This is a genomic window from Parabacteroides distasonis (assembly GCF_004793765.1).
In the GTDB taxonomy this organism is placed as follows: domain Bacteria; phylum Bacteroidota; class Bacteroidia; order Bacteroidales; family Tannerellaceae; genus Parabacteroides; species Parabacteroides distasonis_A.
Genome location: NZ_SRYM01000013.1, coordinates 56,430 through 78,980 on the forward strand (window position 1 = coordinate 56,430; position 22,551 = coordinate 78,980).

The 22,551-nt window shown below is 45.0% G+C and carries 21 protein-coding genes and 1 pseudogene; 12 read left to right on the forward strand and 10 right to left on the reverse strand.

Annotated features, from left to right (window positions below; genetic code table 11):
- Window positions 1–3: 3 nt before the first annotated feature.
- On the reverse strand, window positions 4–513 hold the full coding sequence (ssb, locus tag E5342_RS06575; RefSeq protein WP_121736423.1) for a single-stranded DNA-binding protein: 510 nt from the start codon (window positions 511–513) through the stop codon (window positions 4–6).
- Between the two features lie 48 nt (window positions 514–561).
- On the reverse strand, window positions 562–1,641 hold the full coding sequence (gene mutY, locus E5342_RS06580) for an A/G-specific adenine glycosylase (RefSeq protein ID WP_135959085.1): 1,080 nt from the start codon (window positions 1,639–1,641) through the stop codon (window positions 562–564).
- 189 nt (window positions 1,642–1,830) lie between these two features.
- On the opposite strand from mutY, the gene E5342_RS06585 reads away from it, so the two are divergent.
- From E5342_RS06585 to E5342_RS06610, 5 genes are all read left to right on the forward strand, one after another.
- The gene (locus E5342_RS06585) at window positions 1,831–2,103 is read left to right on the forward strand and encodes an HU family DNA-binding protein (protein WP_005854607.1); all 273 of its coding nucleotides are present in this window, start codon (window positions 1,831–1,833) and stop codon (window positions 2,101–2,103) included.
- A gap of 225 nt (window positions 2,104–2,328) precedes the next feature.
- Complete coding sequence (locus E5342_RS06590) at window positions 2,329–3,906, forward strand: Rne/Rng family ribonuclease (RefSeq protein WP_121736425.1); 1,578 nt, start codon at window positions 2,329–2,331, stop codon at window positions 3,904–3,906.
- 201 nt (window positions 3,907–4,107) lie between these two features.
- Window positions 4,108–6,021 carry a molecular chaperone DnaK gene (dnaK, locus tag E5342_RS06595; protein WP_121736426.1) on the forward strand — a complete coding sequence of 638 codons (1,914 nt, stop codon included), beginning with the start codon at window positions 4,108–4,110 and terminating at the stop codon, window positions 6,019–6,021.
- 203 nt (window positions 6,022–6,224) lie between these two features.
- A complete protein-coding gene (locus E5342_RS06605) occupies window positions 6,225–6,770 on the forward strand; it encodes a helix-turn-helix domain-containing protein (protein ID WP_121736427.1) in 546 nt (181 codons plus the stop codon).
- A complete protein-coding gene (locus tag E5342_RS06610) occupies window positions 6,767–7,885 on the forward strand; it encodes a site-specific integrase (protein WP_121736428.1) in 1,119 nt (372 codons plus the stop codon). The genes E5342_RS06605 and E5342_RS06610 overlap by 4 nt, the downstream gene beginning before the upstream one ends.
- 222 nt (window positions 7,886–8,107) lie before the next feature.
- Here the strand turns inward: E5342_RS06610 and E5342_RS06615 are convergent, their stop codons facing one another.
- From E5342_RS06615 to E5342_RS06625, 3 genes are all read right to left on the reverse strand, one after another.
- The gene (locus tag E5342_RS06615; protein WP_236651364.1) at window positions 8,108–8,488 is read right to left on the reverse strand and encodes a hypothetical protein; all 381 of its coding nucleotides are present in this window, start codon (window positions 8,486–8,488) and stop codon (window positions 8,108–8,110) included.
- 119 nt (window positions 8,489–8,607) lie between these two features.
- Complete coding sequence (locus E5342_RS06620; RefSeq protein ID WP_121736429.1) at window positions 8,608–9,141, reverse strand: Crp/Fnr family transcriptional regulator; 534 nt, start codon at window positions 9,139–9,141, stop codon at window positions 8,608–8,610.
- Between the two features lie 382 nt (window positions 9,142–9,523).
- Window positions 9,524–10,363, reverse strand: a complete 840-nt coding sequence (locus E5342_RS06625) for an aldo/keto reductase (RefSeq protein WP_135959096.1) — start codon at window positions 10,361–10,363, stop codon at window positions 9,524–9,526.
- Between the two features lie 218 nt (window positions 10,364–10,581).
- On the opposite strand from E5342_RS06625, the gene E5342_RS06630 reads away from it, so the two are divergent.
- A complete protein-coding gene (locus E5342_RS06630) occupies window positions 10,582–11,583 on the forward strand; it encodes an aldo/keto reductase (protein ID WP_135959086.1) in 1,002 nt (333 codons plus the stop codon).
- Window positions 11,584–11,781: 198 nt separating this feature from the next.
- Window positions 11,782–12,588 (forward strand): helix-turn-helix domain-containing protein, encoded by an 807-nt coding sequence (locus E5342_RS06635; protein WP_135959087.1) that lies wholly within the window; start codon window positions 11,782–11,784, stop codon window positions 12,586–12,588.
- Window positions 12,589–12,601: 13 nt separating this feature from the next.
- Here E5342_RS06635 and E5342_RS06640 read toward each other — a convergent pair whose 3' ends face one another.
- Window positions 12,602–13,135, reverse strand: coding sequence for an acyltransferase (locus E5342_RS06640; protein ID WP_117574197.1), 534 nt, complete (start codon window positions 13,133–13,135; stop codon window positions 12,602–12,604).
- 15 nt (window positions 13,136–13,150) lie between these two features.
- Window positions 13,151–14,059, reverse strand: coding sequence for a helix-turn-helix domain-containing protein (locus E5342_RS06645; protein ID WP_135959088.1), 909 nt, complete (start codon window positions 14,057–14,059; stop codon window positions 13,151–13,153).
- Between the two features lie 351 nt (window positions 14,060–14,410).
- Between E5342_RS06645 and E5342_RS06650 the strand changes: the two genes are divergently transcribed.
- Window positions 14,411–14,935 carry a flavodoxin gene (locus E5342_RS06650; RefSeq protein ID WP_236651358.1) on the forward strand — a complete coding sequence of 175 codons (525 nt, stop codon included), beginning with the start codon at window positions 14,411–14,413 and terminating at the stop codon, window positions 14,933–14,935.
- Between the two features lie 24 nt (window positions 14,936–14,959).
- Entirely contained in the window at window positions 14,960–15,448 is a 489-nt protein-coding gene (locus E5342_RS06655) for an SDR family NAD(P)-dependent oxidoreductase (RefSeq protein WP_259463431.1), read from the forward strand.
- Window positions 15,449–15,616: 168 nt separating this feature from the next.
- On the opposite strand, the pseudogene E5342_RS06660 reads toward E5342_RS06655, so the two are convergent.
- From E5342_RS06660 to E5342_RS06670, 3 genes and pseudogenes are all read right to left on the reverse strand, one after another.
- Window positions 15,617–16,965 (reverse strand): annotated as a pseudogene (locus tag E5342_RS06660) (transposase).
- 293 nt (window positions 16,966–17,258) lie between these two features.
- Entirely contained in the window at window positions 17,259–17,804 is a 546-nt protein-coding gene (locus tag E5342_RS06665; RefSeq protein WP_236651357.1) for a hypothetical protein, read from the reverse strand.
- On the reverse strand, window positions 17,801–18,469 hold the full coding sequence (locus tag E5342_RS06670; protein WP_236651356.1) for a hypothetical protein: 669 nt from the start codon (window positions 18,467–18,469) through the stop codon (window positions 17,801–17,803). Before E5342_RS06670 ends, E5342_RS06665 begins: the two co-directional genes overlap by 4 nt.
- Before the next feature lie 340 nt (window positions 18,470–18,809).
- Between E5342_RS06670 and E5342_RS06675 the strand changes: the two genes are divergently transcribed.
- From E5342_RS06675 to E5342_RS06685, 3 genes are read left to right on the forward strand one after another with little or no spacing between them, the layout of a single operon-like run.
- Window positions 18,810–20,054: an efflux RND transporter periplasmic adaptor subunit gene (locus E5342_RS06675; protein ID WP_121736436.1), complete on the forward strand. Its 1,245-nt coding sequence runs from the start codon at window positions 18,810–18,812 to the stop codon at window positions 20,052–20,054.
- A gap of 23 nt (window positions 20,055–20,077) precedes the next feature.
- Window positions 20,078–21,343, forward strand: coding sequence for an ABC transporter permease (locus E5342_RS06680; protein ID WP_121736444.1), 1,266 nt, complete (start codon window positions 20,078–20,080; stop codon window positions 21,341–21,343).
- Window positions 21,344–21,361: 18 nt separating this feature from the next.
- On the forward strand, window positions 21,362–22,546 hold the full coding sequence (locus E5342_RS06685) for an FtsX-like permease family protein (RefSeq protein ID WP_210434963.1): 1,185 nt from the start codon (window positions 21,362–21,364) through the stop codon (window positions 22,544–22,546).
- Window positions 22,547–22,551: the final 5 nt, after the last annotated feature.

Sequence of the window (22,551 nt, forward strand, 5' to 3'; positions counted from 1 at the left end):
ATATCAGAACGGGAGATCATCCGCGTCACTGGATTCTGAGAATGCGCTAGGCTGCGAGGCAGCCGGCTGTTGATAAGCGGTATTAGGTGCCGTGGTCGGCTGAACAGGTTGTCCTTGTCCCATAGTAGGCCGTATACTACCGCCTTGCGCAGTAGTATTGCCACCATCAGCCGGGCGGGAACCCGTGCTGTAAAACTCGACACGATCCGCATGGATCTCCGTAACATATCGTTTCACGCCACTTTGATCATCATAATTACGCGTACGGATCTTACCTTCCACATATACACCGGAACCTTTACGTACCCATTTCTCCACAAAAGTAACCAAATCCCGGCGAACTACGATATTATGCCACTCCGTACGTTCCGGAACCACTGTTCCATTTGCCAACGTATACCCACGTTCCGAGGTTGCCAATGGGAAATTAGCGACAGCGGCACCACTGTCAAAATAGCGAACGTCAGGATCTTTGCCTACGTTGCCGATCAATATAACTTTATTCAATGACATAGCTCAAATTCTTAATAAGAATACAAAGAAACACAAATTCAATCATTCTCACAAGTTTCCGTTTAATTTCTCTAAATAAATATGTATCAGCCGAGGAACGGCATACTTCTCAATATCCCGGCAAGACAAAGAGAGGTAATTCCCCAAGGATTCCGGAATCCGCTCTATCTCTATTTGATAGAAAGAAGCGTATAAAATTTGATGCGAGAGCGTATGCTTGACATTCGATAGCCCTTGGGTGATACTCAATGTTCCTGCATCCCCCAATAGATCACGGAAGGATTGCGTCTCACACAAACCAGAAAAATCCATCGCATGATCCGTCTCAATCAAAGGAAATTCATACAAGCCGGTCCAGATATCCTTACCCGCCCGTCTGTTCATCCAAGTTTGTCCCTTATATATAATGTATAGATAGTGGAAATAACGATCCCTTGTCTTTGTCTTATTTTGTTTCACCGGATAAGCTTGCGCATCGCCGGAAGCGAATGCCATGCATTTATCTTTTAGGGGACACACCTTACAATCCGGATTTTTGGGAACACATCGCAAAGCACCCAATTCCATGATCGCTTGATTATGTGCCCCTGCGTTCTTACGGTCCAAGATCATCCCGGCCAGTTCCGCAAATTGCTTTTTACCCTTAGCGGTATCGATCGGCGTATCTGCGGCAAACAAGCGGGAAAGTACCCGGTACACATTTCCATCCACGACCGGATAAGGTTGGTTCCAAGCAAAGGAGACGATCGCCGCCGCCGTATACTCCCCGATACCTTTCAAGGATAAGACCTCTTTATAATTCTCCGGGAAAACACCGTTAAACCGCTCCATGATAGATTTAGCCGCCGCATGTAAGTTACGGGCCCGACTATAATACCCCAACCCTTGCCAATATTTCAGCACCTCATCTTCTTCCGCCGCCGCTAGAGATGCCACATTCGGGAAACGTTCGGTAAAACGCAAAAAATACTCCAATCCCTGTACAACACGGGTTTGTTGCAATATAATCTCCGATATCCAGATGATATAGGGATCTCTCGTTTCCCTCCAAGGAAGTTCTCTTTTATAGATCTCATACCACTCAACCAATATTCGGCTGATTTCTAACTCGCTTTCAGACTGTAACATAACTGCATACTTTCTCGCTTTTCAACATCATAACTATTTGATTACCGCAAACATACATATATATTGCGAATCGAGAAGAATCTTTTTATTTAAAAATTGAAGCTCAATTCTTTTTTCACTTAAATAAAAAGCTATATATTTGCATTCCAAAAAATTAATAGGTCAAAATCAATTAATTAATTTATAGACATGACTAAAGCAGATATTGTTAGCGAGATTTCAAAAAGCACTGGTATTGACAAACAAACAGTGCTAGCAAGCGTTGAGTCCTTCATGGATATCGTAAAAAGTTCTTTAGCACAAGGCGAAAACGTTTACTTGAGAGGTTTCGGAAGTTTCGTTATTAAGAAAAGAGCTCAAAAGACAGCTCGTAATATTTCAAAAAATACTACGATTATCATCCCGGAACACAACATTCCGTCATTCAAGCCGGCTAAGACTTTTATCGGTGAAGTTAAGTGATTAATTATTATACGTTTAATTTAAAATTTTAAAGCGATGCCTAGCGGAAAGAAAAGAAAAAGACATAAAATGTCTACGCACAAGCGTAAAAAGAGACTGAAGAAGAATAGACATAAGAAGAAATAAGTCTATCTAACAAACTCTAAAGAACAAACTTAATAAGTGACCTTTTAAGTTTGTTCTTTGCGTATTTTATAAGGTCTGATCTTAAAAAACACATCTTAAGTGATTAGTGAATTAGTAGTTGATGTACAGCCCAAAGAGGTATCTATCGCCGTTTTGGAGGACAAGAGCCTTGTGGAACTCCAAAAGGAGGCTCGCAATGTCTCGTTTGCCGTTGGCGATATCTATCTAGGTAAGGTTAAGAAACTCATGCCGGGCTTAAACGCTGCGTTCATTGATGTCGGTTATAAAAAGGATGCGTTTCTTCACTATTTGGACTTAGGTCCTAACTTCAACACCCAACAGAAATATTTAAAGCAATTGCTGAGCGATCCCAAAAAGGCACCGGTACTGTCGAAAACACAGATTTTACCGGAGATCGAAAAGAGCGGGAGTATCAGTGACGTGCTGAAAGTAGGACAAGAGGTGTTGGTTCAAATTGCTAAAGAGCCTATCTCGACGAAAGGTCCCCGATTGACTTCCGAGCTTTCTTTTGCCGGAAGATATATCGTGTTGATTCCGTTTGCCGATAAAGTATCTGTCTCCACAAAAATTAAATCAAGCGAGGAACGGGCTCGTTTGCGCCAGTTAATCCAAAGTATCAAACCGAAGAATTTCAGTGTTATCGTACGGACATCTTCGGAGGGCAAACGTGTTGCGGAGCTTGATCATGAACTGAAGACATTGGTGAAACGATGGGAGGATAATATCGTGAAGGTACCTAAACTCAAAGCTCCGGCTATCGTTTATGAGGAAACAGCACGTACCGTAGCTTTACTTCGGGATATATTCAACCCCTCTTTCCAAAACATTTATGTAAATGACAAGGAGGTCTACAATAATGTCCGCGACTATGTAAGCTTGATCGCACCAGGACGGGAAGAAATCGTACAATTATATACGGGAGCGCTTCCTATCTTCGACAATTTCGCAATCACCAAGCAAATCAAGTCGCTATTCGGACGAACTGTCACTTATAAGAGTGGAGCTTACTTGATTATCGAGCATACGGAAGCTATGCACGTTATTGACGTAAACAGCGGGAATCGTTCCAAAGGCAGCGATGCCCAAGAAAAGACAGCTATTGATGTAAATATAGCCGCCGCCGATGAAATCGCCCGTCAGCTCCGCTTACGAGACATGGGAGGTATCATCGTCATTGACTTTATCGATATGGCAGAGGCTGCTAATCGGCAAAAGCTATTTGAACACATGACAAAGGCAATGGTAAATGACCGGGCTAAACACAACATCCTTCCTCTTAGTAAGTTTGGCTTGATGCAGATTACCCGTCAGCGGGTACGTCCGGCAATGGACGTGGATACGTCTGAAGACTGCCCATCCTGTTTCGGAACAGGAACGGTTAAGCCTTCCATCCTGTTTACCGACAGCCTAGAAGAAAAAATAGATTGCTTAGTAAACAAACATCACGTGAAGAAATTCACCCTGCATGTACATCCGTATGTCGCAGCGTATGTGAACAAGGGGTTGTTACCCTTAAGCATGAAGTGGAAAATGAAGTACACACATGGTTTAAAAGTTATTCCCAATCAAAGTCTTGCCTTTCTTGAATACAAATTCTTTGACGCTGACAAGAATGAGCTTGACATGAAAGAAGAAAAGGAAATAATTAACAAATAACAAAAGAAGCCCCGGGCCTATTAAAACAGTTCCGGGGCTTTTGGTATCCTACCCAACCGTCAAAATGTCACGATTCATGACACGTGTTATTTATTTTCAAAGTCAAACTTCTTTGGCACGGCATTTGTTGCATACTAAGTGAATCCTTTCAACGAGGAGGATGACGGACGATGAATAATAACAATTAAAATATTTACAATCATGGGAAAGATTATTGGAATTGACTTAGGAACAACCAACTCTTGTGTTGCCGTACTGGAAGGTAATGAACCGGTTGTTATCGCAAACAGCGAAGGTAAAAGAACAACACCTTCAATCGTTGCTTTCGTGGAAGGCGGCGAGCGTAAGGTGGGTGATCCCGCAAAACGTCAGGCTATCACCAATCCTGAAAAGACTATATTCTCTATCAAACGTTTCATGGGTGAAACTTATGACCAAGTACAAAAGGAAATCAATCGTGTTCCTTATAAAGTAGTGCGTGGTGATAATAACACACCTCGTGTAGATATCGAAGGACGTTTGTATACACCGCAGGAAATCTCAGCGATGATCCTGCAGAAAATGAAAAAGACAGCTGAGGATTATTTGGGACAGGAAGTAACGGAAGCCGTTATCACAGTACCTGCTTACTTTAGCGACGCTCAACGTCAGGCTACGAAAGAGGCAGGTGAGATCGCAGGTTTGACTGTCCGTCGTATCGTAAACGAACCGACTGCCGCATCTTTGGCTTATGGTTTGGACAAAACGAATAAAGACATGAAGATCGCCGTATTTGACTTGGGCGGTGGTACATTCGATATCTCTATCCTTGAGCTAGGCGATGGTGTATTCGAGGTGAAATCAACCAACGGTGATACTCACCTTGGTGGTGATGATTTCGACCATGTAATCATCGACTGGTTGGCAGAGGAGTTCTTACGTGAAGAAGGCGTGGATTTACGTAAAGACCCTATGGCTTTACAACGCTTGAAAGAAGCTGCCGAAAAAGCAAAGATCGAGTTGTCAAGTACAACTAGCACTGAGATCAACTTGCCGTATATCATGCCGGTAAACGGTATTCCAAAGCACTTGGTTAAGACTTTGACTCGTGCTAAATTCGAACAATTGGCTGACGGTCTGATCCAAGCATGTATCGAACCGTGCCGTCAATCCTTGAAAGACGCTGGTTTATCTACTTCTGATATCGACGAGGTTATCTTGGTAGGTGGTTCTACTCGTATCCCGGCAGTACAGGCTATCGTTGAGAAGTTCTTCGGTAAAGCTCCATCTAAGGGCGTTAACCCCGATGAAGTAGTAGCCGTAGGTGCAGCGATCCAAGGTGGTGTATTGACAGGTGAGGTTAAAGATGTATTATTGTTGGATGTTACTCCGCTGTCTTTAGGTATTGAGACTATGGGTGGTGTAATGACCAAATTGATCGAGTCTAACACGACTATACCGACCAAGAAGTCCGAGACATTTACAACTGCCGTAGATAACCAGCCTTCTGTTGAGATCCACATCTTGCAAGGAGAGCGTTCTTTGGCTAAAGATAATAAGTCTATCGGTCGTTTTCACTTGGATGGAATACCTGCCGCACAACGTGGTGTCCCTCAGATCGAGGTTACATTCGATATCGACGCTAACGGTATTTTGAACGTATCTGCTAAGGATAAAGGAACCGGTAAAGTACAAAGTATCCGTATCGAGGCTTCCAGCGGTTTGAGCGACGACGAGGTTAAGCGTATGAAAGAAGAGGCTGCCGCAAACGCAGAGGCCGATAAGAAAGAGAAAGAGCGTATCGATAAATTGAATCAAGCAGATAGCATGATCTTCCAGACTGAGAAACAATTGAAAGATCTTGGTGACAAGCTTCCGGCAGACAAGAAAGCTCCGATCGAAAGCGCTTTGAACAAATTGAAAGAAGCTCATAAGGCTCAGGATGTCGCAAGTATCGATGCTGCTATGGCAGAATTGAACAGCGTATTCCAAGCAGCTAGCCAAGAAATGTACAACGCTCAAGGTGGCTCGCAAGCAGATCCTAACTTCGGTGGTCAACAAGCTGGCGGTAACGCTGGTAGCAACAACAGTAAAGACGGTAACGTTACAGACGTTGACTTTGAGGAAGTCAAATGATTCCGATAAGGAAACAGATAATAAACAATAAGCAAAAGCGTGCAGCTCAATGAGTTGCACGCTTTTTGCGTTTATGGGGTTCATGGTTGCTATGTGTTTTCTATGGGCTTTTTTATCTCTTATTTGCGACATGTTTGCGACACGTCTTATTTGGCGATAAGGTACAACTTAAATTGATATAAACCATTTAAAACGAGAAGAATATGCCAAGAGGAAATTACACCATCCAAAGAAGTTGCGAGGAGTGCGGTAAAATCTTTACTCCTCCCACATTAGTGTCGAAGTATTGTTGTCCGGCTTGTTCCAAGAGGGCGTATAAGAAAAGGCAAATCTCAAAAGAGAAAGAGGCGATACGTCAAGCATTGGTCAGGCGAATACCATCCAGTAAGGGATATCTAACGGTTAAAGAGGCTATGCTGATTTACGGCATTAGTAAAGACGTTCTTTATCGTATGATACGGCAAGGCTTGATACCGTCATACAATTTTGGTCAACGTCTGACACGCCTTAGCCGGCAGTATATGGATGAACACTTCAAAACAAAGGCAGGGAGTAGAAAGAGAAAAAAGGAAGCATTGTCCTTTGAACCCAAAGATTGTTACACCATCGGAGAGATCGCAAAGAAGTTCCATATCAATGACAGCAGTGTATTTAAGCACATACGCCGTCATTCTATTCCTACACGCCAAATCGGCAATTATGTTTATGTTCCCAAATCTGAAATTGATAAATTATATAAGTCATTATGAAGAAAGCATTACCTAATACCAAAGTGACCGTCAAGCTCAGAAGGTCGAATTACAAAGAAGAGTGGTATCTGATTATAGAATCATATCCCGTTTACAAGCGAGGTTCTAAACGGGCAAGCCGTGTGGTGGAATCTATTAACCGGACTATATCCACACCTGTTTGGGACAAGTCGTCCATTGCACGTATCTTGCCGGATGGAACATTCAACTATAAGCCCAAGCGTGATTTGAACGGGATTATCCAATGCCGTTCAACGATAGACCAAGAGGCTTGTATCTATGCCGACAATGTTCGTAAGTTACGCCAACACGAATACGATAGTGCCATCCTTTACACTGATAAGGAAAACGAAATCGCTGCACAGAATGAGCGGAGTGAACAGGATTTTATCAGGTATTTCAATGGTATTATAAGCACACGTCATCCCAATAGTTCCGATTCGATTATAGTCAACTGGAGGCGTGTAGGTGAATTATTGAAAATGTATTCGCAAGGGCAGCCAATTCCATTCAAGGCGATTTCCGTTAAACTGCTTGAAGATATAAAGATGTTCCTTCTCCGTGCTCCAATGGGAGGGAATAAGAAAGGTACTATCTCACAAAATACGGCATCAACCTATTTCTCCATACTCAAAGCCGGACTGAAACAGGCATTTATTGATGAATATCTTACAGTTGATATAAGTGCAAAAGTAAAGGGAATAACAAACATTGAGAAACCCCGTGTTGCACTTACCATGAATGAGGTGCAAATGTTGGTTGATACCCCTTGCAAGGATGATGTTTTGAAACGTGCGTTCTTGTTCTCTATTCTCACAGGATTGCGGCATAGTGATATTCAAACTTTGAAATGGAAACAAATTCAGCAAACAAGCAAGGGCACATGGCAAGCAGTCGTAGTTCAGCAAAAGACAAAAAGACCCGATTATAAGCCAGTCATCCAACAAACCCTTCAGTTATGCGGTGAACGCTCAAGCAATGACGAAGCTTTCGTTTTTGAAGGATTGACTGATGCCTCTTGGATTTCCCGCCCTCTGAAAGTTTGGATAGAAGCATCTGGCATCAAGAAACCTATCACCTTTCATTGTGGAAGACATTCAAGCTCTCTTTTCTGATTGAGATACAGCTAATTAGAGTTTCTATTCTCTTGAATGGGTAACGATTTAGAAACGAGCGAACTACACATATCCACCATATTTCGCATTAAGTCAAAAGAACACTTTTCCCGATACAAAGATATAAATAGATTTTCAATAATCGGTTACCACACAGGCGATAATTATCGGAATACTTGCTGCTCCAATTTATTTTCTCATATTTATTCATTATATGATTGCTTATTTTAGCGATTTGCGCAATAAATGGATTCGTTTCAATATATGTCCGACACATAGAATTATTGTGGCAATCCCTATTTCATAGTGCAATAATCCTATGTCGGAATTAGCCCCGTTTACTCCCAATAAGATAATTCCGGTAACAGATACAAGTAAGAACACAACCGAAAGCACTACTGTAATTTTACTTTTTCTGCCAAGCCCATTTTTTATTATTCCTTTATACCATCCCCAATGTGTTGTTATATGGAATATTGCTGCCACAAAAAATAAAAAGCTGGTCAAAACATGAAATACAGCCCAATTATGCCATACTTCGTGGCTGTTGCCATGTCCGGCAATATGCAATCCTATTCCGGGAAATGCTGATAAAACAAACACAAAAACCAAAATTCAGTCTATTACAAAAATCTTCTTCATTGCTTACCGTTTTCATATTTACGGTGCAAAATTCGGTATTCAAGTAGAATCTGAACGATAACAATTGTAAAGAAATGAAGTTAATGACGGTTTCTTATGCGTGATAAAGAAACGGGAGTTATGCCAAGATAAGACGCTATATAATGTTGCGGAACACGCTGTATTATGTTGGGATACTCTTTCAGCAATTCTTCATATCGCTGTTGCGGTGTGTTTTTTATTCTTGACAAGAATAGTTGTTGGTAAGCATGAAAACGGTCTATGAGTTTTTCTTCATACAACTGTCTAAACGACAAATTATTGTTGATTAGGTTGTAAAAATCCTCTCTTCTTATAGCTGTGAGTTCAGTTGGTTCGATACTCTCCAAATAGAAAAGACTCGGCGTGCGTTTATATAGGCTATCGAATGAGGCGACAAAATCCCCTTCGAAAAAGAATTGAAAAGCAATATCTTTCCCTTCATTATAGAAAAACAGCCGCAGACAACCTTTACGGATCAGATAGAGTTTTTCTGCAACTTTTCCTTCCTCCAAAAGAATTGTTTTGGAAGGAATGGACAAGTATTCGGATTTTATCTGTGATTCAATATGATTTAAATGGCTGTTTTCTATCATAATGCAAATTTATAAAAATACCGTTTATCGTTTGTGGCAAATAATACTTTTTATTGGAGATTATTGCAATCAGATAGTTACAATTTCATTCCAATGTCTTTCCATTAGTAAAATAAGACCTTGAATATACTTATAGTAACTCTCTCCTTTTGTATCGCCAAGGTAATATTTTTTACTTATCTGCTAATTTTTCTACCACAATTTCAATAGCTAACAATCTCTATAAACCTTATAACTCTCGATTTTGTCTATTCTTTATTATTATAATTCTGCTTCGGTATTCGGAGTATATACAAATAGCAAAGATCAACCGGTAAACCATGATTTGCCGGTTGATCGGATTTTTCTACGCGGTGTCCGTCAATAGAGGTTTATTTTTTCTCTACCTCCAACCCATGAACATGCGGGCGGTTTCCGCATCGTGGTGGTCGAAGAAGAGACTACGGCCCGTGTCGAGCGTGGCGATGGCGGCCATATCCTCGTCGGACAGCGAGAAATCGAATATGTCGATATTCTGCTGCATCCGCTCTATGTGGGTCGATTTGGGGATGATGATGACGCCGCGCTGGATGAGCCAACGCAGGGCGACCTGCGCCACGCTTTTGCCGTATTTGCTGCCGATTTCTGCAAGCATCGGATTCGTGAAGAAACCGTTGCGCCCCTCGGCAAGCGGTCCCCACGACATGATGCGCGTGCCGAACTCCTCCATGATTTGCTGCGGCTCGATTTGCTGGTCGAAGACGTGCGTTTCCACCTGATTGACCGCCGGAACGATTTCCACGTTGCTGGCGATGTCGATGAAATGGTCGGGGTAGAAGTTCGAGACGCCGATAGCGCGGAGTTTTCCTTCCTTGTACGCCTCTTCCAGTGCGCGGTATGCGCCATAACGGTCGCAGAACGGCTGATGCAGGAGCATCAGGTCGATGTAGTCCGTCTGTAACTTACGCAGGCTCTCGTCGATGGAAGCCTTTGCCTTTTCGTAGCCGTAGTTTGAAATCCATACTTTCGACACAAGGAAAATTTCCTTTCGGTCGATGCCGCTTTTGCGCACGGCATTGCCCACACCCTCCTCGTTATGGTAGGCTTGCGCCGTATCAATCATACGATAGCCTACACTGAGTGCGTCCGTTACACAACGCTCGCATTCGGCGGGCGATACCTGATAGACGCCATAACCCATCTGGGGCATTTCGACGCCGTTGTTCAATTTTACTGTATTCATATTCATCATTGTGATTGATTATTCCCGGCAGCAAAATTACATGTTTGCTTTTTGGGAGTTGTTATACAAATTTCGGTTCATATTGCTGTTTTTACGGATAGAGGCAACCCGATATTCAAAAACCGAAATAATTGTAATTCAAGCCGTATTTCCCGTAAGTCCGTTGTGCGTAAGTCCGGTCAATTTTGTGCTGGAAATCATTAAAACGGATAAGAAATATGGAATACCGGGTATTGGGATTGAGCGGATTGAGAGTCTCCGCCGTAGGTCTGGGCTGCATGGGCATGAGCCATGCCTACGGTGCGCCGGCCGACAAGGAAGAAATGACGGAGTTGCTGGCCGACGCCGTGGAGATGGGTTATACCTTTTTCGATACGGCTGAAATGTACGGGACTTCCGACCGGCCTCACGATAACGAAGAATTGTTGGGGAAAGCCCTGCAACGGTTTCGCAACCGTGTCGTCATCGCTACCAAATTCGGAATATCGTTCGACCGTCCCGAAGCGGGCGGCACACATGCGGTAATTCCCGATTCACGTCCGGTCACCATCCGCCGTTCGGTGGAGGAATCGCTCCACCGTCTGCGTACCGACCGCATCGACCTCTATTACCAGCACCGTATCGATCCGAAGGTTGCGCCGGAGGAGGTGGCAGGTGTGATGGCCGACCTGATTCGTGAGGGCAAAATCCTCCACTGGGGTATTTCGGAAGCTACGGAGGAATATCTGCGCCGCGCCCACAAAGTCTGTCCCGTCACGGCCGTACAGAACCGCTATTCGATGATGGCGCGCCGACATGAAGAGCTGTTCCCCGTGCTCGAAGAGCTGGGAATCGGTTTTGTGGCATTCTCTCCGCTGGCCAATGGGTTGCTGACCGACTGTTATACGGCAGACACGACATTCGACCCTGCGACAGATTACCGGGCGTCGATGCCCCAGTTCCGACCGGAGAGTTTCGAGCAGAACCGTCCGCTTTTTGCCCTTATCGGAAGTCTGGCGGAAGAGCATCATGCCACACCGTCGCAGATTGCGTTGGCGTGGATGATGAACAAAAAGCCGTGGATTGTTTCTATTCCGGGCACGCAACATTTGTGCCGGTTGAAAGAGAACATCGGGGCTGCCGATATTCATTTGACAGCAGAACAGGTGGAAAACATCGATGCGGCACTCGGTGCGATGCGGATGAGCGAAGTGTTCGGAGGATCACCCATAAAGCTGTAAGTTATGAAACCAAAGGTAATCCGCCATATCATGAGTTCTGTCGATGGACGGTTGCCCAACGGCCGATTGTTTCGCAAGAACTGGCCTAAGAAAATGCGTACAACCGTTAAAAATGCAGTAATTCAATGGTTTTAGGGGTGTGATTACAGAGCGAATCCGGATTTTCGTTATTTTTGCACTCGAAAACAGGAAGAGGTTATGAAGGAGCAAAAAGATATTGTCGTTGTTGATTGGGGCGGTCGGATTCCGACTGACTCCGAGGAGGAATATCTGGCTCATTTGCTCTGCTTGGGCGGAACGTGCCGCTACCGTTTCAACGAACGGGATTTCGAGTTGTATGCGGGGGATTTGTCCATTATCCGCAAGCGGAAACTTATCGAAAGGATAGAACCGTCGGATGATTTCCGATGCAAAATCATCTATGTGACACCCGGGTTCGTTGAGCTGTGTACGCCGCAAAGCAATTACGGCATGAAAGGACAACTGGCTCTCTTCCTCAATCCCGTCATGCGGCTCTCGCCCGAACAGCAGATTGTCTGCCGACGCGATTTCGACCTGCTCGAACAACGCATCACCGATACGGAACATCGTTTCTACCGCGAGACGCTCATCAACGCCATGCAGGCCGCCATCCTCGACTTCTTTGATTTTCATGCCCGCATCTACGGTGAAAGCGACATTTCCACACAGAACGCTTCCATCATGAATCGTTTTCTGAAAATGCTGGAAGAAGGTTCATACCGTGAACATCGGGAAGTGTCCTATTATGCCGACTGTTTGTGCGTCACGTCGAAATATCTGTCGGAGGTGTCGAAAAAGGTCAGCGGATATGCCGCAAACTATTGGATCAACCGTTACACGATTCTCGATATTTCGCGGCTGCTGCGCGACAAGTCGCTGACGTTCGTCCAGATTTCCGATATGTTCGGATTCTCATCGCCTGCTTACTTTAGCCGTTACGTGCAGCAGAACCTCGGGCTTAATCCGACGGATTACCGGAAATAGCATCTTTTTCGGGTTATTTATCGGAAAGCCGCCTGATGATTTTTGCAGGATTTCCTCCGACAACCGTATTGGGTTCTACATTTTTGGTCACCACCGCTCCGGCGGCGACAACTGCATTTTCCCCTACGGTGACACCGGGCAGAATCGTTGCTCCGGCACCGATCCAGCAGTTCCGTTTCAAATGAACCGGTTTGCAGGTCAATACCTGATGGTCGTATAAATCGTGATTGTTGGAAATAAGCTGGGCATTGGCGGCGACCATCACATCGTCATCGATTGTAATTCCTCCTGCCGCCATGAAGAGGGAGTTGTTCATGATTACCACATTCCTGCCGATTTTCACCTTATTGCCGCGCACTACGTTTACAGGAGGCATTATCCGACTATTTTCACCGATATTACCTAAGAACAGCTCATTTATTAACTTGTCATATTCTTCGGTATAAGGCATAGTATGGTTTATCCTGAAACATAATTGCGCGCAGCGAATCCCTTCTGCCGGATTCGCCTCTTCGGGTTTGCGCATATCTATTCTAAGTTCTTCCATATCCATCCGGTTGAATTATGCCGTTAATCCTTGCTGTCTGTAATCGTTTGGGGGCATGCCTGTCACCTTCTTGAACAACCGCGTGAAATGTTGCGGATATTGGAATCCGAGTTCATAGGCGATTTCAGAAATCGAGCGTTCCGGATTCAATACCATTTCCTTTGCCAGACCTATCAGTTTGAGCTGTATATGCTCCTGTGCGGTCTTGCCTGTCTCTTTCTTTATCAGGTCGCCGAAATAATTGGATGAGAGGCACAATTCCGATGCGCACCATTTCACTGTCGGTAATCCTTCTGCTTTTGCCCTGTTACTTTCGAAGTAGTTATCGAGCAAAGCCTCAAATCGGGTCAGAATGTCAGTATTTGCATTTTCTTGCGTAATGAACTGTCGCTCATAAAAACGCAGGCAATAATCCAGTAGCAATTCAATATTTGTCGCTATGAGCCGTTTGCTCAATCGGTCAATGGCGTGTTCCAGTTCATGGCTGATTTTATTGAGACAGTCCACGAATATTCCACGTTCTTCCAACGAAAGGTGTAACGCTTCGTTTACTTCATACGAAAAATAGGTGTACTCCTTGATATGGCCGCCCAAAGATGTGCCGTGTATGAGATCCGGATGGAAACATAATGCCCATCCTTTGGGCTGGAATGTCTCGCCATTGTCTTCGATGCCTATGACTTGTCCCGGAGCGAGGCATACCACTGTTCCTTCCTGATAGTCGTAATACTGCCGGCCGTATATCAAGTCACCGCATTTTACCTCTTTCAGATAAACTGTATAAAAGCTGAATGTATGGCGCATGTGGCGTATCGGTTTAGCCTTCGACAAATCAACAACACTGACAAGAGGATGCAAGGTCCCTACACCAAGCATGTCGTTGTATTCGGAAATAGTCTCTATATTCAATAAATTCTTGTTCATATATATTATGTTCGTTCATAATAGAAAGCAAAAGTAATGTTTTTCCAATGCCCGGATACATACTTATCGGCAAAATCCGTAATTCCGGTTATAAAATCCGTAATCCGTATAATCCCGGAAGATGTTTTGGTAACATCTTGATTCAAAGTGAGGAACAATCTGTAATTTCGGTAGGCCAATCCGTAATTTGTTTAAGCCCTGACCCGATACAACCGGCTATCTTTGCCATTGAGAACAATAAAAACTGATAATAACGAATAAGGTATGAAAAAGATTCAGATAATTTTAACTGCATTGTGCGCATGTGGAATTTTTTCGTTCGCACAAAACGCTGTATCACAAGATTACACAATGAAAAACAAGAACGTACTGGTAGCATATTTCTCCCGGACCGGAGAGAACTACAATGTGGGCAAAATCAGCAAAGGTAACACGCATATCATAGCCGAGATGATTGCAGAAGAAACCGGCGGCAAATTGTTTCAGATAGAACCGGTGAATCCTTATCCGGATGAATACAATGCTTGCGTGGATATTGCTAAAACGGAAAAGGAGAACAAGTCCCGTCCTGTAATCAAAGGAGATATTGCTGTGGAGAAGTATGACGTGATTTATATTGGCTATCCCAATTGGTGGGGAGACATGCCGATGCCGGTCTACACCTTCATCGAGAAGCATGATTGGCAGGGAAAGACGGTTATCCCGTTTTGCACCCACGAAGGCAGCGGCTTGTCGGATACGGAAAACAAAATAAAAAAGGCATGTGATGGCGCTACTGTGCTGAATGGTCTGGCAATACGCGGAACTACAGCCCAAAAATCGCAGGAACAAGCACGGAAAACAACAAAAGGCTGGCAGGCAAATCATTCAAGATAAATAACAGTTGAAAAGATAAAAGACATGAAAAATGTAATGATATTGACCGGAGCCGGTCAGATTGGTATGGCCATCGCCCGCCGGATGGGTTATGGCATGAAGATCGTCATCGGCGACAAGAACAAGGCAAATGCAGACGCGATTTCCAAAACAATTAACGAGGCAGGCTTCGACACCGTCCCCGTGGAAATGAACTTGTCCTCCCGGTCTTCCATCCTGAATCTGATTGCCGAGGCACAGAAGTACGGGGAGATTTCGATGTTGGTAAATGCCGCCGGCGTATCACCCAGTCAAGCACCCGTAGAAACCATTTTGAAAGTGGATCTATACGGTACGGCCGTGCTGCTTGAAGAGGTAGGTCGGGTGATTGCCCCCGGTGGCACGGGCGTGACGATTTCGAGCCAGCGTGAGCATCCAGCCCTAATGTTTATGCAGACTTATACCGTTTACAAAGGGATATTCAGTAAAGTAAATGTTCCTCTTTCTAAAAAATCAAGAGAAAAGCTCACGTAAAGCAAAGCTTTTCTCTTGATTTTTTCGTTCAACTCTCCCAGTCTTCTATCTTTTTTGTAGAATATTGTTTACATATTCTTGTTTTTTCCTTCCCAACCATGCATTATGTATATGTCTTTTTCAGGGGAAGTTAAAACCTCTCCTTTTTTTCCTCTTATTTTGGTCCGATTATGCTGCCGTTCTTTTTTTCTTTTCGACCTTTTCTATCATACATACCGCATTGGCTGTATGTATCCCAAAGAAAATCCAAAGTACTTCCGTTTTCCTGTTTCTAGCTTTTATCCTGGCCAGTGAGTAATGTTGTTTCTGCGTTCCAAAACTTCCTTCCAGGCGGGTAGCTCTTTCACGGCTGAGTTCCGACCGTAAGATTCTCCGAAGCGGCTCATCTTTGGCAGCTCTGCCCTTACGCTTAAAGGAAGTACTTATATGATATTTTGTACAAAATTTCCGGTTGGCATTATTGGCATAGATTGAATCCGCCGCAAGCGCCTTAACCCTAACCCCGGTCAGTTGTCAGTGCAGATGAATACAGTCTTTCAAACGTACTCCTTCGTTAAAAGCCTTAAAGGAGATATGTTCTATAAAGGAGATTCCGTCTATCTGTATATTGTTGACTTTGGCTCCGAATTCAACGGATTTGGTTTCCTTGCCTCTGATAATGGGGCGAAGGTAATGCCGATCGATACTCACGATACGGTTGGACACTTTTTTGCCTGCAAATAAATTCTTCCCTTGCTCAAGGACTGTCTGTATGACCGAGAAACGTCTTTGGTAATCAGAGGATAGTGTAAGCCTGTTCCTATAGGATGAATGAAGCTGCTCCAGCTGGTCAAGTAACTTTTCCAATAACTGAAGTAACCTTCGTGTAATCATACGAGTCTGTGATTTCTTGCGTTTACGCAGTTTGCTATAAGCAAGATAGGCACGGCGTACATCAAGATACTTGTTACGGGGACGTTGTATGTGCAAGGTCTGCACAGATGACGATGAAGCCATACAATACCTTCCCATAAGAGTTTGGTATCAGTAGGAAAACGCAGATGACTTTCATAACAGGTGGCATCGGTCATACAGACATGAAGGTTCTCAAGATAAGGTTTCCAATGCTCGGCAAGAATGAGCTGGAGGGACTCAACGTCAAGGCGATTCGCTAGTTCCTGACGAATTGCACTAACGATTTTAGGATTGGTTAGTGGATGAAGCGGATCAATCTGAACACCACAAAATAACTGGTAATGAATATTACCGTTTAAATGCTCAATCAGTTGTGCATCGGAAAAGTTGGTATAGGACTTCAAGACCATCAAGGCTATTTTACCTTCGGGAGAAAAATAACTTTTACGCCCCAAAGGAGAGGACTTCAAATGCATTTGTCGGGCCAGTTCCGAGAAAGGGAACAGAGCATGGAGGCGACCTAATTCACTCGTTGCAAAACTTTGACGATATTTTTTTAGCATATCGAACTCAGTAAAACCTAAACGAGGTTCGATTTCTGAGATTTTTTGTATCTTTACCATGTGTTTTTATTTTAAGCTTGATGCATCATAGGGACAATGATCTTTAGGATGCCTCATAAGAGGACCTGGTCCCCATTTAGAGATGAGTATATTGGGAGTAGATGTTGTTACTGCAGAATGATTGTCACTGAGATAGGATACTTTGGTTGCGGCTCCTGTCGTTGATATATAGCTGCTATCTAACCAGCATACGTTTGTCGGATTAGTAACCTGTCCCATCCAAACAGCCGATCCTCCTTCTGTCATATGCTAAGCGTATGCATGGCAGTTGTAAGTGGTGGTTGAGCCGCTTATTAGTGTCGCTTGAGAATATCTCGTTGTCCAATACTCATCAGTACTCGCTTTTTGTGAAGCAGACATTTCTTCACTACGGTAATAAGTGTCACTAATGAGTGTTCCATTGGGTGTATAGATTGTGGCGGCTGCTCCCCAAGCTTTTGTCTTACATTGAGATTCGGCCAAATCGCATCTAAGTTCTCTATTGTTAACCATTCTGTCGGGATGTCCACAATTTGTTCTCCGGATAAAGTATAGAATAAAAAACTGCATGTTGCACAGGAGTTTATTCCATCTTGAACGAGAATGAGTTCTTTCCCCTCTTTTTCCAAAGTATAGACCCAAGGGTATGGATAGTCTGCTCCCTTAACATGGGAATGTGCGACAGAATCTACAACATTCACCAGCCATTTAGGATATGTTATCTTTCCGTCTTTAATGACAATTTCTGAGCTGGATGCCAAGATCTCGTTGTCTCCTCCTTGTATGTTATCAAGGTCATTGTCACATGCGTTTAGTAGGAACGCTAGTATGATTGTGAAATAATATATCGCTTTTTTCATGTTCTCAATTTATTAATGGTTACAATGTATTGTTTTAATAACTCTTCGATTACATTACTGCCCGTGAGCTTTTCATCGGTGGTGAATTGCTTAAATTCGGGTGTAATGGACTCATTGTCTATTCGTTCTAGACTTCGGCCTAGAAGATGGACTATGGCTTTTAGGCCGTATTGACCATAAATGTCCGGATTGTTTTGTTTGTAAAGGAGTCTCTTTACGGCTTCGGATGAGATCTCTTGCTGTAAAAGATTATCTGTATTAGACAATATCGCCTCATTAGACAGAAGAGCCTCGATTACCATTTGCCGACTAATTTCGTTACCTATTTCTATGGAAGTCAACACTCCTGATTTCAGTAATTCTAGTTTTTTCATCTTCTCAAACAGCAAAGAAGCATTGTCTTTCCTTTTGAATAACTCTTGTAATCCGTTAAAACGTGCGGAAACCTTGTTAATGCCTTCCTGTATTCCATTGTAAGCGAATATGTCGCCTAATAATGGGTAAGCAAGGCAAAGTTCTATAAGCTCTTCTGTTGATACCGTTTTTAATATCTCTGCCGGAATTTGGCAGGCTTTCAGCATATCCTCATGTGTGGATAATGCTTGCCAAGCCTCCGTTCCTGGTTTTATGGGGTAATCCCAACTTTTTATTGATTGTGCGTTCATATCTATCGATATAAACACGAGGAGGAAAATGCTCCAAACGAAAGTTACTGTTTTTTTCATCTCTCTTTAGAATTTAGGGTAAATAATATAAGATTGGTATTCCTTGATTATGGATTTTCCCAAAAATAGTCCTTTTTGTAAAGATAATCAAGTATTTATATGTTAATTATGATTGAATATCTGTCAATTCTCATTGCTGATGTCTTTGTTTTCGTACAAAAGCGGACACAGTGTTCGATATCGGACATCTCTTTTGTTTTATTTCTTCAATAAATCAATCACTTACGTTTTTGGCACGGGGTTTGCTCTTTGGAGGGTGGAAAATAAAAACAAACGAAATATGGACAGAGAGATATCAAAAGAGGTTCGGCAGAAGGAGCAGCGTAAACAGTTTATAAAGCTGGGGGCGGGGATTGGTATTGCCGTTGTCTTGATTGGCGGGGTGATCGGTTTTATGCAAACCAGCCTGCAACGGAAGGACTTGGTTTTTTCAACGGTAGATAAAGGAGTGATCGAGGTTTCCGTTAGCGCATCCGGCAAGGTGGTACCTGCTTTCGAGGAAATCATCAACTCACCGATCAACTCCCGTATCGTCGAGATTTATAAAAAGGGAGGCGATTCCGTGGACGTAGGTACTCCGATCTTGAAACTGGACTTGCTAAGCGCCGAGACGGATTATAAGAAACAATTGGACGAGGAGCAAATGAAACGCCTCCAATTGGATCAACTCCGTATCCAAAACCGCAATAAGCTTTCCGAGATGGAGATGCAATTGAAAGTCTCTCGCATGGAACTGAACCGAAAGGAAGTGGAGTTGCGCAACGAGCGTTATCTGGATAGCCTAGGCGCCGGAACGACCGATAAGGTCCGTCAAGTGGAACTGGACTATAACGTTAGTGTCTTGAAACTGAAAGAGGATGAGCAAAAATATGAGAACGAGAAATCCTTGACGGATGCCGATTATAAAGTGAAAGAACTCGACCTGAACATATTCCGAAAGAGCCTAGCTGAGACTAAGCGTACCTTGGAAGACGCCCAGATACGCTCTCCCCGCAAGGCGATCCTGACCTACGTGAACAACGAGGTAGGTGCCCAAGTCTCTCAAGGCAGTCGTGTCGCTATCGTCTCCGACTTGTCCCATTTCAAGATAGAGGGGGAGATCGCCGATACCTATGGTGACCGGATCGCCGCCGGTAGCAAGGCCGTTGTAAAAATCGGTAACGATAAACTGGATGGGGTGGTGAGCGATGTTACCCCCTTATCGAAGAACGGCGTGATCTCCTTCACGGTACAGTTGGAGGAGGATAATCATCGTCGTTTGCGCTCCGGTTTGAAGACTGATGTATACGTGATGAACGCCGTGAAGGATGACGTGATGCGCATCCACAATGCCTCGTTTTATGTGGGCAAGGGCGAATATGAGCTGTTTGTGGTGAATGGCGACCAACTCATCAAGCGCAAGGTGCGGTTGGGCGACAGCAACTTTGAGTACGTGGAGGTAGTGAGCGGCCTGGAGCCGGGCGATGAGGTGGTGATCTCGGACATGGCGAGTTTTAAGGAGAAGAATAAGTTGAAATTGAGATAAGGCTTGGCGATATGGGCTTCGGAATGATTAGGCAATATGGGAAGCAAGCGATCGGGATGTTGAAAGAGAATCGCTTAATTAGTATGATATCTATCATTGGGACGGCGGTTGCGATTGCGATGATCATGGTCGTGGTATTTGTGCTGCAAATCCAATGGGTGAATTACTATCCGGAATACCATCGAGATCGGACGCTACAGGTGCAGGCTTTGCGGGTCTCTTACGAGAACGGTAACGTGAGCGGCGGTTCCTTGGCGTTGGAGCCGGTAAGGGAGATATTCTACCCGCTGCGATCAGTAGAGGCTGTTACAGCTATCGCCTATACGGATCGAACGCTTTCTTTGCAGGGAAGGCGTTCGAATAAGACTTATCGGGTGAAATATGTGGATGACGGTTTTTGGAAGGTCTTTGGCTTTCGCTTCTTGGAGGGGAAGCCCTTTTCTGGAGAGGAGTTCCAGTCGGGAGTCCGTCGGGTGGTCTTGTCTGATCGGGTAGCCCGGAGGCTGTTCGGATCGGATGAGGCGGTCGGGAAGGAGATCTTGGTGGACGTGACCCCCTATACCGTATGCGGCGTAGTGGAGAATGTCAGTAAGGTGGCGAATACCGCCTATGCGGAGGCATGGGTACCTTATACCTGCGAGAGTGAGTTACGCACGAGCTCTTTCCATGAGCATACGCTGGGTAACTTCTCGGTCTGCCTGCTGGCACCCGCTGCCGGGGACTTTCCTGTGATTCGGCAGGAGATCGCCCATCGGCTGGCCGCTTACCAAGCCACGAAGAAAGAGGTGAAGGTGGAGTTCCTGGATCATATATATACCCGTTTCGACTTGGCTATCGGATCGGCGGGACTGGATCGGGTGGAGCTGCGAGACTTCTTGCCGGAAACCGGTTGTCTCTTACTATTTTTGCTGTTGGTACCAGCCTTGAACCTGCTGGGCGTGACACGGTCGTCCGTGTTGAAACGACGTGCGGAGATGGGGGTTCGCAAGGCATTTGGTGCGACACGGGGTACGTTGATGACGCAGATCTTGAGCGAGAACCTGGTGTTGACCTTGATCGGCAGTCTTGCCGGCCTCTTCCTGTCACTCTTGTTCTTGTATATCGGGAAGAGCTTCATGCTGAGCGATCCGGATGCGGCATTGAGTGGTGAAATGTTATTTCAGCCGATGGTTTTCTTGGCGGCGTTCTTTTGCTGCCTATTGTTGAACGTTTTGTCGGCGGGTTTGCCTACTTGGTTTATCGTACGGCAACCGATTGGCGAGTCATTGAAAGATCACGAGGAACGATAAATGTGGAGGAATAGTGTTATGATCAGACATCTAATGATAATGATATGGAATCAGCGGAAGAGCAACGTGTGGCTCTTCTTGGAGTTAGCGTTGGTGGTTTGCCTGTTGTGGGGACTATTGGACTCGTTCCTGGTGGATGAGTACACCTACCATCGGCCCTTGGGCATGGATATCGAGCGAGTGTACCGGATCAACCTGGGCCGGATAGCGGAAAGCTCTCCGGCCTTTCAGCCGGATTCTCTGAGGGATCGGACGGAAGGGGAGGACTTGCTTCGCCTGTTGGAGTTGTTGGAGCGGATACCGGAGGTGGAGGCCACCTGCGTGTCGGTTTGTGGTTGCCCGTACCTCTCCCGTAACTGGTGGTCGGCCTTGGTGCATGCGGAGGCGGACTCTACTGATGCGGGGAGCGGTGTGATACGTATGCGGGAGGTGTCGAGTGCGTATTTCGATGTGTTTCGCATGACGGATAAGCAGGGTCGTCCCTTACGGGAGGCGATGGAGGAGAACGCAGGGCCGTTGGTGATATCTGAGGAATTGGAGGCGATACTCTTTGGCGAGGAATCAGCCGTGGGGTGGAGCTTGAAATGGAGTATGGACGATCCGCGGATCATGCCCGTGGCCGCCGTCTCCGCTCCGATACGCGACAACCCGTATAAGGCGAGCGAGCCTTGCGCTTTCATCGTGCGCCGGACGGGGCAGGAGGTGGTGAAGAGTGCCAACGATCATCAGGTGCTCCAGATGGAATGCCTGGTACGCTTGCGGGAGGAGATGGAGGGCGACCGCCTAGATCGCCTTTTCGGGCAGATGCAAGAGCAGGCCACGGCCGGTAACCTCTACATTTCCAGCCTTACGCCCCTGACTGAGATGCGTACGGAGGCCTTGAAAAGCCGGGTGGACAATCATAAGAAAAAACTGGCCCTGATCTCGTTCATGATGCTGAATATCTTTTTCGGTATCGTGGGCACATTTTGGCTGCGCACGCAATTGCGACGGGGAGAGATCGGCCTGCGGATGGCCTTGGGAGCCTCGCGGCGTACGCTGAAGAGCTTCCTCTTCACCGAGGGGTTGCTCGTACTTGCGTTGACGCTACCGATCGCTTTGGCCTTCCTCGTGAACGCATTGGCTTTGGATTGGCCGGACACAGCCCGCCTACCGTACACCGGATGGCGTTTTTTGTTGACCTTCGGGGGGCTTATTTCCTGATGGGT